We start from the raw sequence: 15267 nt of genomic DNA on the forward strand, positions 1-15267 counted from the left end.
CCATTTGACCGGGAAACCGCGAGCGAGTATCGAACGATACACAACCTAGGGATGATTTCACCTCAGGCAGTTTTCGCCCGTTCTGAAAGCCGGCCGCGTTCTGTTTCGGCCATTTGACCCTAGGATTCGCCATGTCTCTCCCGCACCAAGACCCGGTGTGCGAACTGCTCATTCGTGAGCTGGTTGCGCGTCGAAAACTGCACCTTTGCGAAGCATTGAAGGTCGTCAAACAGAGGGAGGCGGCCGAAGACGTGCTTCAAAATACCGCCCTCAAATGCATGATAAAACCGCCGAGCCAAGCTCCGAGCAATCTGAAATGTTACATCGCAAAAATGGTTCGCAACGCCTCTATCGACTACCTGCGCAAACACAAACGAGAGTTGCCAACGGATTTTGATGATGAGGCAGTGACGGGCTGGGCAGAGATAACGTCAATTTGCGGGCGCGTGCATCTGGAGGATAAGCAAACGCTCTGCGAGGTGATAAAGGCGCTCTGCGCTCAATCAGAGCGAAAGCAGGACATATTCCTGCGTTGTCGTCTAAAGGACGAGCGGCAGAAGGATATTGCCGCCGAGCTGGGTTTATCTCCGGCCAGGATCAACGGTGTGGTGAAGCAGGTTGAGGGGGCTTGTAACGAAGCCATTGCGCGTACCGAGATGTAGGGGAAACAGGTTTCCGATATGCGGCGTGATGATTTGGCGGTGTTGCACAGATTGGCGTCTGTTCAAAATCAATGCTTCCGATGTGATCTGACATCTGGGCGTTTGGCAGGTCACGTTTAGTTCGGGAACTTTCCCCAGATTTCACCTCGATCATGGTCTGGACTGGCGTCTTGCCACAACACATCTTGCCCTGATGATCGGGCATGTGGTGGGGTTGCTACAGCCATTCCTCTAGATCGGCCTGCAGCGTGTTGATGCTGTCATAGAGTTTCTTGCGGAACGCCACCTCATCTCACTCCTGCAGGACGGTTTTGTGGAGGGGGCATTTTCGCTAGTACCTCCTTTGGGCTTGCGGCCGAGGAGCCCGAGGTGAAGACGGGGACAGTCGGCGCGACCTACCGCAGACCCATATCACGGAGATCAGCCTGAGATTGAAGTAAGAAGAGGATGGCGGGCTGGTCGGGCGGAGTTTGAAGGACCAGAATTGGATCCAGTGGGTGCTGTTTCAGAACTTTGACGTCTGAGACTTAACGTCGCGAATTCACGTGGCTACATGGGCCGCACACGCAAACTTTTTCGCACCGGCTATCGCACGACGAACAGGTCCAGCTGCAACGTGTCGGTGCGTAAGCGGGGGGCTTTGCTGAACTGGGTCGACGAGGGCATGATCTGGCGCACGTCGCGTTACGGCTCGGGGCACCCGCCGTTGTTTTCGGCGCTGCTATCCAGTTTTGCTTGTCCATAAATCTGCTGAAAGGGATTCGAAGCGCTTTTGCCGGAAAGGAGATCGACCGAATGGTTTGCAAAGCCGAAGCAGTTGAGTGCCGTTTTCTCGGTGGGGCGCCCATGCAAAAAAATTAGAAGCTGAGGATTTTCGCCTTGTAGTACCTACGTTTTCTTGGCTATACGCGTCAGCGGAGATGTGGCCGAGTGGTCGAAGGCGCTCCCCTGCTAAGGGAGTAGGCCCGGAAGGGTCTCGTGGGTTCGAATCCCATCGTCTCCGCCATAACCCCTTGAAAATGAGTTGCTTTATGGATTTCCGCGAGTTGGCAGGTGCCCATCAGCGGAGTGACAAAGTTGCCGGGCCGTAATTTTGAGTAACGAGACGTCTTTTGGCTATATGCCCGGAAGGTCTCGAGATCGAACCGGATCCGTTTCTTGTGCATGAAAATAGCTGAGGGGCAGGATTAATGGCTGAGCGATTTCACATAGCGGAGTGGTACGGGCACCCATACGTGGACATTGCCCCGGTTGAGCGGGTCCGGCTTACGCAAAACCGCATCGGGGCTCACACCATGAATAAGGCCGACATTAAAAGACTGGAGGCGCTGCAAGAGAAGGTGATCGGGAAGGAGTCGAGGCCTCGCGAACAGGATCGATTGGATGTCCTGACCGCCCGCTTTGACCAGCAGGAGCAGGGCGAGCAGCCGTGCCCGTTCCGGACAGATATACAGCACGCAACTTGAACGAAGCCTGGCGGGGTCTGCTCGCTGCGTCTTTACACTGACGATGGCGGCCCGTTCCGACCCGTGGAAGGCATCCGCGGGATGATCCCGACGCTTTGCCCGTACAGATTTCACCAAGACAACGCCGCATTCCGACATATCGGAAATCGGCTTCTTGATGATCCCACCCCGATGCAGCCCGGAAAGGAGCCTTGTTGCGCAACTCGCGAGAGGGATTCATAGCGCTGTAGCTGGGTGGTATGAGCAGTTGGTCCCCTACGAAGTACAAGACCACGAACTGGTCGTCGTACAATAACAGCCTGAAACAGCGCGGATCGTTGTCGATCAGAGTTGATCCCGACATGGAGTGGATATGCTCCTCCGTGCGGGACGCGCGGTGGCGAACGGAGCTTCAGCGATGCCGCGATCCAAACCTGTCTGACCCTGAAAGTGTTGTTCGGCATGCCGCTGAGGTAGAGTGAGCCGGTGAATGCGCCCCGGGTTCGAGCCCACTGGCGAACGGGGTTCGTGCAGAGCCTCTTGGACCGATTGGACCGATTGGACCGTGCCAGACTTCAGCATTCTGTGTCGCCGCCAAAAGACGCTGAACGTGAGCAGCCCCTATCGCGGCGGCGCGGGGCCGCTGAACCTGTAGATCCCCTCTCATGGCTTGCAAGCAAACCACTGCCGGGCAGCGGATAGCACCGGCATCAAGGCCGAGGGCGAAGGTGAGGGGAACGCTTGTAAGCACGGTGGCCCCAAACGGCGCATTTGGCGCAAGATACACATCGGGATTGACGAGAAGACGCTGGGAGTTCGGGCGGTGGAGGTCGCCGGTAGCAACATCGGAGATGCACCTGTTCTACCGGAGTTGCTCAACCAGATCCCGACAGGCGAAGAGATTGGCTCCGTGACGGCTGGCGACGCCTACGACAGTCGGAAGTGTCACGAAGCAATCGCCGCCCGTGGTGCCGCCGCGCTCATCCCACCACGCAAGAACGCCAAACCCTGGAGCCGACGAGCCCGGGCGCGGTTGCACGAAACGAAGCCCTGCGCGCATCAAAGAATCTGGGCCGAGCAATCTGGAGACGGTGGAGCGGGTATCACCGCCGGAGCCGTGTCGAGGCAAAGATGAACTGCATCAAGTTGCTCGGCCAATCACTCATGGCCTGTGACTTCGACCGCCAGGTCGCGGAGTTGCAGGTTCGTATCGCCGTGCTCAACGGGTACACCGCGCTCGGCATTCCTGCCAAAGTGGCTGTAGGGTAGATCCGTCCGGGGAAAGGGGAACTGTGGTCAGGCCTCGATTTGTGCAACAACGCCACGCGTCGGTCATCGACGTGAGGTTTGCCGTGAGCCTTTGGAGAGAGAGGTTTCAGCCCTGCCATCTGCGCGTCGGTTAGCCAGAAAAGGTTGCTCATGTCGCCGCTCCATTCTTGAAATCGTGACGCACGTTCTGGCGGGAATTAATGCATCCTGAACCTAGGGGACGGAGCGAAGGTGGGAGCAATCAGATGTTTCAAATCTCGCCGCCTTAGGTCAGTGCGGGCGAGGTCTCCGTAACCGCTTCGCACGATATCACGGCCGTGCGCGCCCCGCAGGGTCAGCGCCGCGTGCAGATCCGGAAACAGGTCGAAGACTTCTCGACGATCAGCGCTGCTCAGGCTGCGGAGTGCTTCCGGGCCTGGCCAGAAGGTTTCGGTGGCACAGCCGTCGGCAAAGATCACTTGATGGGCTTCCGTCATCAGGTGAATGTAGCAGGTTGGTGCGTCGTTTTGGTCGGTTATGACGTGTTCTGGATCCAACTCCTGCAGCAGACGTGCGCGCACGAAGGGCATGGGGTCGGGCAGGCTGCCCTCGCGGATGACAAAACGATGCTGTGGTGACACGCGCATCAGACGTTCATTGCCAGCCCGCCCACCAGGACGCAACAGGATGGGTCGCAGGTGAGGATTGCGACGCAGTTCCGCTCGGGTCAATCGGCGCCTGCCGGCCCAGATGACTGGCACCAACCCATTGTCGGCGGTCTGGAGCATATCTCCGGTGCGGATGTGCTCGACTGGAATCTCGCCGTTTGCAGTCAGGATCCGTGCGCCGGGGGTGAAGCAGGGAATCCCAGCGGCAAAAAGCTGATCGTGGGTGGTCATCTGGTTCGGGGCGACGCCCTGCAGCACTAGTTGTTCGCCGTCCGGAAACGTGAGCAGTGCATTGCCGAAGCCGTCGTCGGACGTGCTGACGTCGGACGTCCGGACCATGCCGCCTTGCCCGGAGCCACCGCTTAGCTCGGAGACGTCGAGCTGATCGTTGTAGAACCCATTCGCGTCATCATCGCTGAGATCGAAATCAGTGATGGCGTCGGTGCCGCCCGAAGCGGAGAGAGTGATTTGATCGTCGCCCAGTCCACCAGTAAAGCTGTCATCGCCGCTGCCCCCCTGCAGCGTATCATTTCCGTCACCCGCGTCGATATTGACGCCTACGCTGTCGTTGCGCGCATCCACAACATCGTCTTGATCGGTGAGAACGAGCTCTTCGATCTCGGAAAACTGGATGGTGTCAGTGCCGTCGGTAATGAAGCCTGTCTCGTTGCCCGTATAGGTCACCGTCACAGGGCCAGTCATATAGGATAGGTCGACGATATCCTGATCGTTGCCAGCCTCGCCCCCGACGATCGTGTCGTTGCCGAAGTTGTCCTCGATGCGGAAGGTGTCCGCATCCGCCTCGCCGTACATCTCGTCATCACCGGTGCCGCCGACCAGGAGATCCGCGTCATTGCCACCGTACATGGTGTCATTTCCGCTGCCGCCTTCGAGAGTATCATCACCGTCGGTGGCGATGATACTGTCATGTCCGCTTCCGCCCACAAGGCTGTCGTTGCCGGCGGAGTTGCGCAGCGTATCGTCGCCTTCGCCGCCATAGAGGGTGTCGTTGCCGAGGCCGGTGGTCAGGCTGTCGTTGCCGGCACCGCCATAGATCAGGTCATCGCCGTCACCGCCCGAGATGGTGTCGTCGTTGTCGCCACCATCAATGGTGTCATTGCCGGCGCCGCCTTCCATGTAGTCAAATCCCGCGCCGCCGGACATCGTGTCATGCCCTTCCTCGCCGAACATGCTGTCATCGCCGGTGCCGCCAACCATGCTGTCGTCATCGACGCCAGCATACATTGTGTCATTGCCGTCGTCGCCTTCAAGCGTGTCGTTGCCTTCGGTGGCCACGATGCTGTCATCGCCGACGCCCCCCACGAGACTATCGTCCCCGGCAGAGTTGTGCAGAGTATCGTTGCCCTCGCCGCCCAGAAGCGTGTCGTTGCCGATGCCGGTGGAGAGGCTGTCGTCCCCCTCGCCGCCGTCGATCAAATCGTCACCGTCGCCACCGGACATGGTATCGCCACCGCGTCCCCCGATCAGGGTGTCCGCGCCGATGCCACCGGTGAGAACATCGTCTCCGTCGCCACCGTCGATACTGTCGTCGCCTTCGCCGCCATCCAGCAGGTCATTGCCGCCCTGACCAAAGATCACGTCCGAACCCTGTCCGCCCATCAGCGTGTCGTTGCCCCCATCAACGGGGGTGTAGACGGCGTCTTCGATCAGATCGCCAGAGAGAGTGAAACCCGAAGGCGTGTTGCGCGCTTCAAGGGTGAAGTTGATCGAGGAACGTCCCTCGAACTCGGCTGAGAACCAGGCGTCCTGATCGTCGGGGCTGTTCTGTTCTGTGCCTGCCGCCCGAATTGTGGTGCCGTCGTTGCTGACGTTGAGGCTGCTGTCATCGGAGGTCCCAAAAGCACTGTATTGGTCTGTGTCTAGCGAGACCGCCTCGACGTCGTAGTTGTAATAGTTCTGGTCCAGGTCATTGAAGGTGGCGGTAGAGTTCAGCGCGACCGCCTCACCTGTGGTCGGATCAAAAAACTCCAGCCGGAATTCGGCGGTGTCGCCATATCCGTAGCCGTCAATGAGGATTTCTGCGCCGCGTTCTCCGGAGAGATGAATTTGCATGTTCGGGTCAGACGCGCCGACCAGTACGACACGCCCCCAGACGGATGTTCCATCGTCGAGAAATGCGACATCGCGGTAAACGGCGGAATCGCCGACCCCGGCGCTGTTTGTGGTGTAGGTCTGGCTCACCAGGTTGTTGATGTCGAGGACCAGTGGCGTGGCATCTGCCCCTTCGGAGCCGCTCTCATCGCCCATCAGCGTATCATTGCCGTCGCCACCGGTGACATGGTCGTGGCCGCGCCCCGCAAGGACCGCATCGTCGTCGTTTGTGCCGCTCAGCGTGTCGTCCGAGTCGCCGCCAAAAAGCAGTTTATAGAGACCGTTGCCGTTGCCGTTCCCATTGCCGTTGCCAAGGCCATAGGCGTTACCGTTGCCGTTCCCATTGCCGAGGCCAAGGTTCACAAGGACGTTTTCGATAAGCCCGTTGTCCTCGTCTTCTTCCTCTTCTTCCTCTTCTTCCGGTTCGACCAACTCGTCCCATGGGGCAAACGCATCCACCTCGAAGGTTTCAAGCTCCGTCAGCCAAGCCGGGTCTGCATCCTGCAGGGCGTCGCAGTCTGCTGCCAGGGGCTGAATGGGGTCTTCGGAGGCGGGCTTGGTCATCGGGCGTCTCTTGTATGGCAGAGACCACAGCACCAGGGTGGCGCTCCGGTCAGATTGCGGGCAGCTAGATAGGGAACATATTCAGCTTGCAGAAATTTTCGGTTAATTCCGCTGCTCTGGTGTCAGCCCATAAAAAAAGGCCCCGGAAACCGTCCGGGGCCTTTGTGGTTTAAGTGATGCGGCGCAGTTGTGGCGCGGATCAGGTCTCTTCCAGAAGGCAGGCCACCTTTGCGTTTTCCGGGCCTTTCAGCTCTGGGCGGGTAGTGCGGCAAGCGTCGATTCGCTTCGGGCAGCGGGACTGGAACAGGCAGCCCCGCGGCAGGTTCAGCGGGCTGGGCAGGTCGCCGTTCAGCACCTGTGGCGTGGTTTTTACCCGCGGATCCGGCACCGGCACCGCCGACAACAGCGCCTGGCTGTAGGGGTGGCGGGGGGTGTCCACCACCGCGCCTGCCGGGGCTCTTTCCATCACACCGCCCATATACATCACCAGCACGTCGTCCGAGATATGGCGCACCACGCCAAGGTCATGCGCCACAAACACCAGCGTCAGCCCCATCTCATCCTGCAGCTCTTTCAACAGGTTGATGACCTGCGCCTGGATCGACACATCCAGCGCCGAGACCGGTTCGTCACACAGCAACACCTGCGGCGTCGAGACCAGCGCCCGGGCGATGCCGATACGCTGACACTGGCCGCCGGAAAACTCATGCGGGAACCGGTTGAAGTTGCGCTCCGGGATGCCGACACGATCCAGCATCTCGCGGGTGGCGCGCTTGCGCTCCGCGCCGGACATGTCGGGGCGGAAATAGGTCAGCGGTTCGGCCACGATATCGCGGATGGTCATGCGCGGGTTGAGCGAGGCAATGGGATCCTGAAAGATCATCTGCATCCGGCGACGCAATTCCTGCATGTCGGCGCGGCGGCTGTAGTCCATGGTGCGCCCGTCCAGTTGCACGGTGCCGCCGGAAGGTGTCACCAGCCCGGCGATGGCGCGGATCAGGGTGGATTTGCCGCAGCCGGACTCGCCCACGATGCCCAGCGTCTTGCCCCGGTGCAGGTCAAAGCCGACGCCATTGACGGCATGCAGCGCATTGGCCGGGGACCAGGGCCATTTCTTACCCTGATTGATGGCAAAGGTGACCCTGAGGTCAGAGACGGAAAGGATCGGATCGGTCATGTCAGCTCCTCCACGGGGCGGATGCAGGCGCGTTGTTGGCGGTCTCCGGTCAGCTCCGGCAGGGTCTGGTGGCAGCCGGGGATGGCGTCGACGCAGCGCGGTGCAAAGGGGCAGGCGACAGGGGCGCGGGTCTGGTTCGGCGGGCTGCCGGGGATCGCCGCAAGGCGGGCGCTGGCATCGCTGATATTGGGCACCGCGCGCAGCAGGCCCCGGGTATAGGGATGGCCAGGTGCGTCGAACAGGTCGAGCGTCGGCGCCGCCTCCATCACCCGGCCACCATAGAGCACCAGCGTGTCCTCGCAGAACCCCGCCACCACGCCGAGGTCATGGGTGATCAGCATCACGGCGGTGCCAAGCTCGCGCTGGATCTCATCCAGTAGCGACATGATCTGCGCCTGCACGGTGACGTCGAGCGCGGTTGTCGGCTCATCCGCGAGGATCAGTTTCGGCTTGCAGATCAGTGCCATGGCAATGACGATCCGCTGCCGCATGCCGCCCGAGAACTCGTGCGGATAGGCGGTCAGGCGGTTTCGGGCATCCGGGATCTGCACTGCCTCCATCACCTCCAGCACGCGCTTGCGGGCATCGCTGCGCGACAGCCCCTCGTGCTGTTCCACCACTTCGCCCAGCTGGCGCTCGATCCGCATGTAGGGATTGAGCGAGCTCATCGGGTCCTGGAAGATGATGCCGATATCCTTGGCCCGGATGCGGTTCAGTTTGGCGGAGGGCAGGGTCAGCAGGTTTTGCCCCTCGTAGAGCACTTCGCCCTCGGCCTCGGCGTTGTTGGCCAGAAGCCCCATGATCGACATGGCGATTTGGGACTTGCCGGAGCCGCTCTCACCCACCACGGCCAGTTTCTGGCCCTTGGCGATGTCGAAGCTGACGTCATTGACCGCATGCACGTAGCCATCGCCGGTGCGGAAGCGGATGTTCAGGTTGTTGACGGAAAGAAGGCTCATGTCTCAGCGGTCCTTCGGGTCGAGGGCGTCACGGAGACCGTCGCCGATGTAGTAGAGGGAGACCTGTGCGATCACGAAGAAGGCGGCCGGGAAGGCCAGTTGCCACAGGGTGCCAAAGGTCATGGTGCGGGCCCCTTCGGAGATCAGCGCCCCCCAGGAGGTATTGGGCTCCTGAATGCCGACGCCGAGGAAGGAGACGAGGCTTTCCATCATGATGACCTCGGGAATGACGATCGAGGTGTAGATCACGATCACCCAGAGGATATTGGGCATCAGGTGTTTGAAGATGATGGCAAAATCGCTCATTCCCAGCATCCGGGCGGCATCCACGAATTCGCGGTTCTTCAACATCATCACCTGACCGCGCACGATCAATAGGCCAGCGGTCCAGTTCACCAGGATGATCACCAGGATCATCTGCGTCAGCGAGCGGCCAAAGAAGGCCTGCCAGACCACGAAGAAGATGATGTAGGGGATTGAGAGCCAGATGGTATAGGCGCCCATGATGATCTGATCGGTGCGACCGCCGAAATAGCCCGCCGTGGCACCTAGGACAGAACCGAGGATCACCGAGGCGGTACCGGCGAGGAAGCCCACCAGCAGCGAGGTCTGGCTGCCCTGCACGACGCGGGCATAAAGGTCACGGCCCAGCTCATCGACGCCGAAGTAATGGCCATTGGCCAGCGTAGGGCCGCCCTCGGTCTTGACCTTGCCGAGCACGTTCCAGTCGATTTCCTCGTAGCTCCACTGCGCAAGGCTGTGGCCGAAGATGGCGAACAGCACCAGCAGCACCAGCATCAGCACCGAGACCACGGCCATGCGGTTCTTCAGAAAGCGCTGCCGGGCATCGGCCCAGAACGAGCGGGAGGTGATCATTTCCTCCGCGGCGGCCTCGGCATAGGCGGGGGCGTTCATCTGTTTCTTGGCAGTGGTCACAGCTTGCTCCGCACTTTGGGGTCGATCCAGGCGTAGGCAAGGTCGAGCAACAGGTTCAGGGTGAAGGTCAGCACCGAATAGAGGATCGCAAGCCCCAGCAGCATGGAGTAGTCGCGGCTATAGGCGCCGTCGATGAAGTCCTGCCCGATGCCGCCGGTGGAAAAGAACACGTCGATGAAGACGGAGCCGGTGATCATGTAGACAAAGACCGGTCCCATGTAGGTCAGCGTCGGCAGCAGCGCCGGTTTAAGTGCGTGGCGGATGATGATGGTGCGTTCCGGCAGGCCCTTGGCGCGTGCGGTGCGGATGAAGGGTGAATTCATCACCTCAAGGAAGGAGCCCCGCGTCAGGCGGGCCACCCCCGCCATGTAGGAGGTGCCGAGCGCCACCGCCGGCATGATGATGTATTCCCATTGGCCGCCATTCCAGCCGCCGCCGGGCAGCAGCCCCCAGGACAGGGTGAACAGCAGCACCATGATCGGCGCCAGCACGAAATTCGGGAAGATCTGGCTGAAGATCGCCAGTCCCGTCATCGAGTAGTCCCAGAACGAATTGTGCCGAAGTGCTGCGATGATGCCGAGCGGGATGCCGCAGGCCAGCACGAAGACCGCCGACCAGAACCCGTAGGTGAGCGTCACCGGGAACCCCTGCGCGATCACGTCGTTCACGGTGCGATCCTTTTGGCTGAAGGAGGGGCCGAAATCGAAATGGAAGACGATGTTCTTGATATAGGTCCAGAGCTGCACATGGAGCGGCTCGTCCATGCCGTAGCGTTCCAGCACATTGGCCATGACCGAGGGCGGCAGGGGTTTTTCGGAGGTGAAGGGCCCGCCGGGGGCGAGACGCATCAGGTAGAACGAGAAGACGATCAGAACCAATAGCGTCGGCACCACCGTGAACAGGCGGCGCAGGGTATAGTTCAACATGTAACTGCCTCATGACGCCCCGGTTGCGCGATGGCGACCGGGGCGATGGGTTGTTGATGTTTCAGAAGGGGTTACTCGGCGACCTTGTAGAGGTCCTTGGAGTACCAGTTCTGCTCGACGTTGTGGATCGGCCAGCCTTGGACAGAGCTGTCGAGCATGATGTTGGTCGAGTAGTGATAGACCGGCACAACAGGCATCTCGTCCGCCAGGATCTTCTCGACCTCGGCATAGAGCGGCGTGGTGTCCTGGGAGGATTTCGCCTCGGTCATCAGGGCGTCGACTTTCTCGTTGGAGTATTTGCCGTCATTGTAGCCGGAGGGCGAAGTTAGCAGATCGAGGAAGGTCGAGGCCTCATTGTAGTCACCACACCAGGCGCCGCGTGCCATGTCGAAGTTCTGGTTGCCGCGGGTTTCCAGAAACACCTTCCATTCCTGGTTTTCCAGCGTCACGTCGACGCCGAGCTTCTGCTTCCACATCTGCGAGGCAACGATGGCCACCTGCTGGTGCGATTCAGAGGTGTTGTAGAGGTAGTTGAAGGCAAGCTTCTCTCCATCGGGACCATAGCCCGCCTCGGCCAGCAGTTCCTTGGCCTTCGCGTCGCGCTCGGCTTGGGTCATAGTGGAATACTCGACCTCGGGCACCTCGAAATCGGCGGTGGCGCCGGGGGTGAAGGTGAAGGCCGGGAACTGGCCGCCCTGCAGCACCGCGTCGGTGATCACGCTGCGGTCAACGGCGTAGGAGAGCGCCTGACGCACGCGGGCATCCTTGAACGCCTCGGGGCCGTTCTTGACGTTGAAGGTGAAGTAATAGTTGCACAGGCGGGGCAGGGCATAGGCCTCGTCGGGGAACTCTTCCTTCAGGGTCGGATACTGGCCTGCGGGGATCTCTGTCTTGTCGACCTCACCGGCGCGGTAGCGGGTCAGGCCCTGCGCCTCGTCGCCGATGTTGAGGGTCACGACCTTGTCGATCACGGTCTTGTCGTTGTCCCAGTACATCGGATTGCGCTTGCGCACGGAGCGTTCTTTCAGCACGTGTTCCGTCAGCATATAGGCGCCGTTGGAGACCATGTTTTCCGGCCGGGTCCATTCGGAGCCATGTTCCTCGATCGCCCATTTCGGCGCCGGGAAGGTGGTGGCGTGGCTGACCATCTTGTCGAAATAGGGCAATGGCTGGCTCAGTTGCACCACCAACGTGTGATCGTCAGGGGCGGAGACGCCCAGATCGGTGATCGGCTTCTCGCCCGCAATGATGGCGGAGGCGTTCTCGATCGACATCAGCTCCATGTACCACGCATAGGGGGAGGCCAGCTCGGGCTCTACCGCGCGCTGCCAGGCGTAGACAAAATCCCCCGCAGTCACGGGCTTGCCGTCGGACCATTTGGCGTCGTCGCGCAGCGTGAACGTGTAGGTCATGTTGTCTTCGCTGACCTCATGGCTGAGCGCAACGCCGGGGACGTTGTTGCCGTCCGCATCTTGGTTGTAGAGCCCTTCAAAGAGGTCACGCACCACTTCAGCGCCGACGACACCCTCGACGACCTGCGGGTCGAAGGAGGAGAATTCATCCATGACACGGTAGGTGAAGGTCTGGTCGGCGGCGAGGTTGGCATCTGCAGGCACGTCAGCGGCAAAGGCCGGGCTGAGCATGGTGCCGGACAGCAGGGCGGGTATGAGAAGCGATTTGTAGGACATGGGTCTCCCTCTTTATTGATTGGTTATTGTATCCAATACCCTGCCTGAGGAGCTAGAAACTGAGAAGCGTTAAATTACCGCAATTCTTCGAATGAGGCCGGTAGTGTGCAAGTTATTGCCGAAAAATGCGGTACTTGGGCGCGGAAACGGTTCCGCTACGTCAATTCTACGCACGGCCTTTCCTGTTCCGACAGCGTATTGAACAAGCGCCAGCGGGCCAGATTCCCAGAGGGAATGCAAGCTGACGCGCATATGCGGCAGCGCAAATTACGATAGATTTATGGAGGCGCGCGACGTCGCGCCTCTCACGGCATGATTGCCCAGCGGATCGCCAGGGCCACGACACCAAGCATCGCGACGCTGAGGCACCATAGGCCAAAGAACCAGAGCCAGCGGCGCATCAGTGATATCCTTCGCTTGGGTCCATTTTGCCGCGAAACACCCAATAGGCATAGGCGGTATAGGCGAGGATCACCGGGAGCAGGATTGCGGCGCCAACCAAGGTGAAGGACAGGCTTTTGTCTGGCGCTGCGGCGTCCCAGATGCTCAGCGATGGGGGGACCATCATCGGGTAGAAGCTGACGCCGAGGCCAATAAAACAGGTGGTGAAAATTCCCAGTGCCGCAAAAAAGGGCTGTTGGTCTCTCCCGCTTTTCAGGCCAGAAAACAACAACCAGATCAGAACTGCCATCAGAGCCGGGACGCAGAAGCTCCAAAGACTGCCGGGCAGGTTGAACCAGCGCGCAAAATAAACCGGGTCCAGAAACGGTGTCCACAGACTCACGACGCCGATCAGAGCCAGCGTGCTGATCGCCAAGGGCATCGCCACACGCCGCATGTGGTGATGGATGTTCCCTTCGGTCTTCATGATCAGCCAGCAGGCGCCGAGCAGGGCGTAGCCGACGGCCACGGCCAGACCGGTCGTCAACGAGAAGGGGCTGAGCCAGTCGAACCAACCACCGGCATAGGCGCGGCCTTCAACCTCGATCCCCTGCACCAGTGCCCCGAGGGCGATGCCCTGACAGACAGCCGCCAGAAGCGACCCGCCGGCGAAGGCTGCGTCCCACACCCATTTGTATCTCTGAGCGCGCCAGCGATATTCAAAGGATACGCCGCGAAACACCAGCGCCAGCAGCATCAACATGATCGGCATGTAGAGCGCCGGCATGATAACGGCATAGGCCAATGGGAACATGGCAAACAGTCCACCGCCTCCCATCACCAGCCAGGTTTCGTTGCCGTCCCAGACCGGGGCGACGGAATTCATCATCAGGTCACGTTCCTCGTTCGATTTGGCAAAGGGGAACAGAATTCCAAGGCCAAGGTCGAAGCCATCGAGGATGACGTAGGTCAGAACTGCAAGGGCGATCAGGCCCGCCCAGATGAATGCAAGGTCGAATTCCATGGTGCGGCTCCTCAGTTTTGAGTCTTCGGGGTGAGCGGTTCGATCTCGCGCGGCGCAAGCATACCTGCAGCGCGCACCGGCGCATTGCGCAGGCCGAGGCGCAATGTTGCAGGTCGTTTGTTCATCATGGCGAGGATATATGCAGTGCCCGCGCCAAAGACGAAGAAGTAGACCACGACGAAGGCGATCAACGAGGTGGCAACCGCTGGTGCCTCGACGGGTGCTAGACTGTCCGAGGTGCGCAGCAGCCCATAGACCGTGAAGGGTTGACGTCCAACTTCTGTAGTGATCCAGCCTGCAAGCACCGCCACAAACCCCGACGGCCCCATCACAAGGCAGGCGCGATGCAACCAAGGGCTCTCGTAGAGGCGCCCGCGCAGCCTGGCGGCACCGCTCCAGAGCCCAACGGCCAGCATGGCAAAGCCAAGCCCCACCATCACACGGAAGCTGAAGAATACGATGGTGAGCGGCGGTTCGTCCGCGTCCGGCACGGTATCAAGGCCCTCCATCGGCGCGTTCAGATCATGTTTGAGGATCAGGGAGGACAGCTTTGGCACCTCAAGGGCATAATCAATGCGCTTCTCTTCCGGGTTCGGGATGCCAAAGAGGATCAGAGGTGCGCCGTCGGGGTGGCTGTCATAATGGCCTTCCATCGCCATGACTTTGACCGGCTGATGCTCCAGTGTGTTGAGGCCGTGGGCGTCCCCCATGAAAATCTGGAGCGGTGTCACGATCAGCGCCATCCACATCGCCATTGAGAACATTCGTCTGGCTTCCTTGTCGGCACGATCTCGCAGCAGATGCAGGGCACCCACCGCACCGACAACAAAGGCGGTGGTGAGGAAGGCCGCCAACACCATGTGCACGAGCCGGTAGGGGAAGGAGGGGTTGAACACGATCTGCCACCAGTCTTCGGGCATGAACTGGCCATTCGCGGCGATGGAATAGCCCGCGGGCGTCTGCATCCAACTGTTCGCCGAAAGGATCCAGGTCGCGGATACCAATGTCCCGAAGGCAACCATGGCGGTGGCGAACATGTGCAGCCTGTCGCCGACCCGCTTGCGTCCAAACAGCATGATGCCGAGGAAACCCGCTTCAAGGAAGAAGGCCGAGAGCACTTCATACGCCATCAGAGGTCCAATGATCGGCCCGGCCTTGTCGGAGAACACCGACCAGTTGGTGCCGAACTGATAAGCCATCACGATGCCAGAGACGACGCCCATGCCAAACGCGACGGCGAAGATCTTTTTCCAGTAGTCGAAGAGAGTAAGATAGGTGTCGTTCCGCGTGCGCAGCCATAGCGCATTCAGTACAGCAAGAAAACTTGCCAGCCCGATCGAGAATGCCGGAAAGATGATGTGAAAGGATACGGTGAAAGCGAATTGTATACGCGCCAAAGTTTCGGCTGTGGTGCCGTCCAGCATAGGAATCTCCTGCCGTAGATCTTTGGGCAACTTCTACCCACCCGCCGTTAAAA

11 protein-coding genes, 1 tRNA gene and 4 pseudogenes are annotated in these 15267 nt (G+C 60.1%); 6 read left to right on the plus strand and 10 right to left on the minus strand.

All coding sequences use genetic code 11. From position 1 onward, the window contains the following. The first annotated feature begins 131 nt into the window (after positions 1-131). The 6 genes and pseudogenes from R0J92_RS00245 to R0J92_RS00270 all read left to right on the plus strand — a co-directional run bounded on the left by R0J92_RS00245 (position 132) and on the right by R0J92_RS00270 (position 3376). Positions 132-662, plus strand: a complete 531-nt coding sequence (locus R0J92_RS00245) for an RNA polymerase sigma factor (RefSeq protein ID WP_411050324.1) — start codon at positions 132-134, stop codon at positions 660-662. Between the two features lie 553 nt (positions 663-1215). Next, positions 1216-1415, plus strand: a pseudogene (locus R0J92_RS00250) (hypothetical protein); the annotation flags it as partial. 163 nt (positions 1416-1578) lie between these two features. Next, positions 1579-1668, plus strand: a tRNA-Ser gene (locus R0J92_RS00255). A 289-nt stretch (positions 1669-1957) separates the two neighbouring features. Next, positions 1958-2128, plus strand: a complete 171-nt coding sequence (locus tag R0J92_RS00260; protein WP_411050325.1) for a hypothetical protein — start codon at positions 1958-1960, stop codon at positions 2126-2128. Between the two features lie 12 nt (positions 2129-2140). Further along, positions 2141-2350: pseudogene (locus tag R0J92_RS00265) on the plus strand (NotI family restriction endonuclease); the annotation flags it as partial. 17 nt (positions 2351-2367) lie between these two features. After that, positions 2368-3376: pseudogene (locus R0J92_RS00270) on the plus strand (IS5 family transposase). Between the two features lie 53 nt (positions 3377-3429). Here R0J92_RS00270 and R0J92_RS00275 read toward each other — a convergent pair. The 10 genes and pseudogenes from R0J92_RS00275 to R0J92_RS00320 all read right to left on the minus strand — a co-directional run. After that, positions 3430-3528 (minus strand): annotated as a pseudogene (locus R0J92_RS00275) (IS5/IS1182 family transposase); the annotation flags it as partial. Positions 3529-3573: 45 nt separating this feature from the next. Next, positions 3574-6699, minus strand: coding sequence for a Hint domain-containing protein (locus R0J92_RS00280; protein ID WP_411050326.1), 3126 nt, complete (start codon positions 6697-6699; stop codon positions 3574-3576). 199 nt (positions 6700-6898) lie between these two features. After that, positions 6899-7876 (minus strand): oligopeptide/dipeptide ABC transporter ATP-binding protein, encoded by a 978-nt coding sequence (locus R0J92_RS00285; RefSeq protein WP_317384214.1) that lies wholly within the window; start codon positions 7874-7876, stop codon positions 6899-6901. Further along, the gene (locus R0J92_RS00290; protein ID WP_411050327.1) at positions 7873-8835 is read right to left on the minus strand and encodes an ABC transporter ATP-binding protein; all 963 of its coding nucleotides are present in this window, start codon (positions 8833-8835) and stop codon (positions 7873-7875) included. Before R0J92_RS00290 ends, R0J92_RS00285 begins: the two co-directional genes overlap by 4 nt. A gap of 3 nt (positions 8836-8838) precedes the next feature. Beyond that, positions 8839-9771, minus strand: coding sequence for an ABC transporter permease (locus R0J92_RS00295; protein ID WP_411050328.1), 933 nt, complete (start codon positions 9769-9771; stop codon positions 8839-8841). After that, positions 9768-10697 (minus strand): ABC transporter permease subunit, encoded by a 930-nt coding sequence (locus tag R0J92_RS00300; RefSeq protein WP_106161992.1) that lies wholly within the window; start codon positions 10695-10697, stop codon positions 9768-9770. The genes R0J92_RS00295 and R0J92_RS00300 overlap by 4 nt, the downstream gene beginning before the upstream one ends. Positions 10698-10768: 71 nt before the next feature. After that, a complete protein-coding gene (locus R0J92_RS00305; protein ID WP_411050329.1) occupies positions 10769-12385 on the minus strand; it encodes a peptide ABC transporter substrate-binding protein in 1617 nt (538 codons plus the stop codon). Positions 12386-12690: 305 nt separating this feature from the next. Beyond that, positions 12691-12786 carry a DUF2474 domain-containing protein gene (locus R0J92_RS00310; protein ID WP_411050330.1) on the minus strand — a complete coding sequence of 32 codons (96 nt, stop codon included), beginning with the start codon at positions 12784-12786 and terminating at the stop codon, positions 12691-12693. After that, positions 12786-13790, minus strand: a complete 1005-nt coding sequence (gene cydB / locus R0J92_RS00315) for a cytochrome d ubiquinol oxidase subunit II (protein ID WP_411050331.1) — start codon at positions 13788-13790, stop codon at positions 12786-12788. Before cydB ends, R0J92_RS00310 begins: the two co-directional genes overlap by 1 nt. An 11-nt stretch (positions 13791-13801) precedes the next feature. After that, complete coding sequence (locus R0J92_RS00320) at positions 13802-15214, minus strand: cytochrome ubiquinol oxidase subunit I (protein ID WP_411050332.1); 1413 nt, start codon at positions 15212-15214, stop codon at positions 13802-13804. Between the last annotated feature and the right edge of the window lie 53 nt (positions 15215-15267).

Source organism: Tritonibacter sp. SIMBA_163, assembly GCF_046535935.1.
In the GTDB taxonomy this organism is placed as follows: domain Bacteria; phylum Pseudomonadota; class Alphaproteobacteria; order Rhodobacterales; family Rhodobacteraceae; genus Epibacterium; species Epibacterium scottomollicae.

Excerpts from the sequence above, each read along its gene's own strand:
- R0J92_RS00245 (WP_411050324.1), top strand. The coding sequence starts at position 132 with ATGTCTCTCCCGCACCAAGACCCGGTGTGCGAACTGCTCATTCGTGAG.
- R0J92_RS00260 (WP_411050325.1), top strand. The coding sequence starts at position 1,958 with ATGAATAAGGCCGACATTAAAAGACTGGAGGCGCTGCAAGAGAAGGTG.
- R0J92_RS00280 (WP_411050326.1), bottom strand. The coding sequence starts at position 6,699 with ATGACCAAGCCCGCCTCCGAAGACCCCATTCAGCCCCTGGCAGCAGAC.
- R0J92_RS00285 (WP_317384214.1), bottom strand. The coding sequence starts at position 7,876 with ATGACCGATCCGATCCTTTCCGTCTCTGACCTCAGGGTCACCTTTGCC.
- R0J92_RS00290 (WP_411050327.1), bottom strand. The coding sequence starts at position 8,835 with ATGAGCCTTCTTTCCGTCAACAACCTGAACATCCGCTTCCGCACCGGC.
- R0J92_RS00300 (WP_106161992.1), bottom strand. The coding sequence starts at position 10,697 with ATGTTGAACTATACCCTGCGCCGCCTGTTCACGGTGGTGCCGACGCTA.
- R0J92_RS00305 (WP_411050329.1), bottom strand. The coding sequence starts at position 12,385 with ATGTCCTACAAATCGCTTCTCATACCCGCCCTGCTGTCCGGCACCATG.
- R0J92_RS00310 (WP_411050330.1), bottom strand. The coding sequence starts at position 12,786 with ATGCGCCGCTGGCTCTGGTTCTTTGGCCTATGGTGCCTCAGCGTCGCG.
- cydB (WP_411050331.1), bottom strand. The coding sequence starts at position 13,790 with ATGGAATTCGACCTTGCATTCATCTGGGCGGGCCTGATCGCCCTTGCA.
- R0J92_RS00320 (WP_411050332.1), bottom strand. The coding sequence starts at position 15,214 with ATGCTGGACGGCACCACAGCCGAAACTTTGGCGCGTATACAATTCGCT.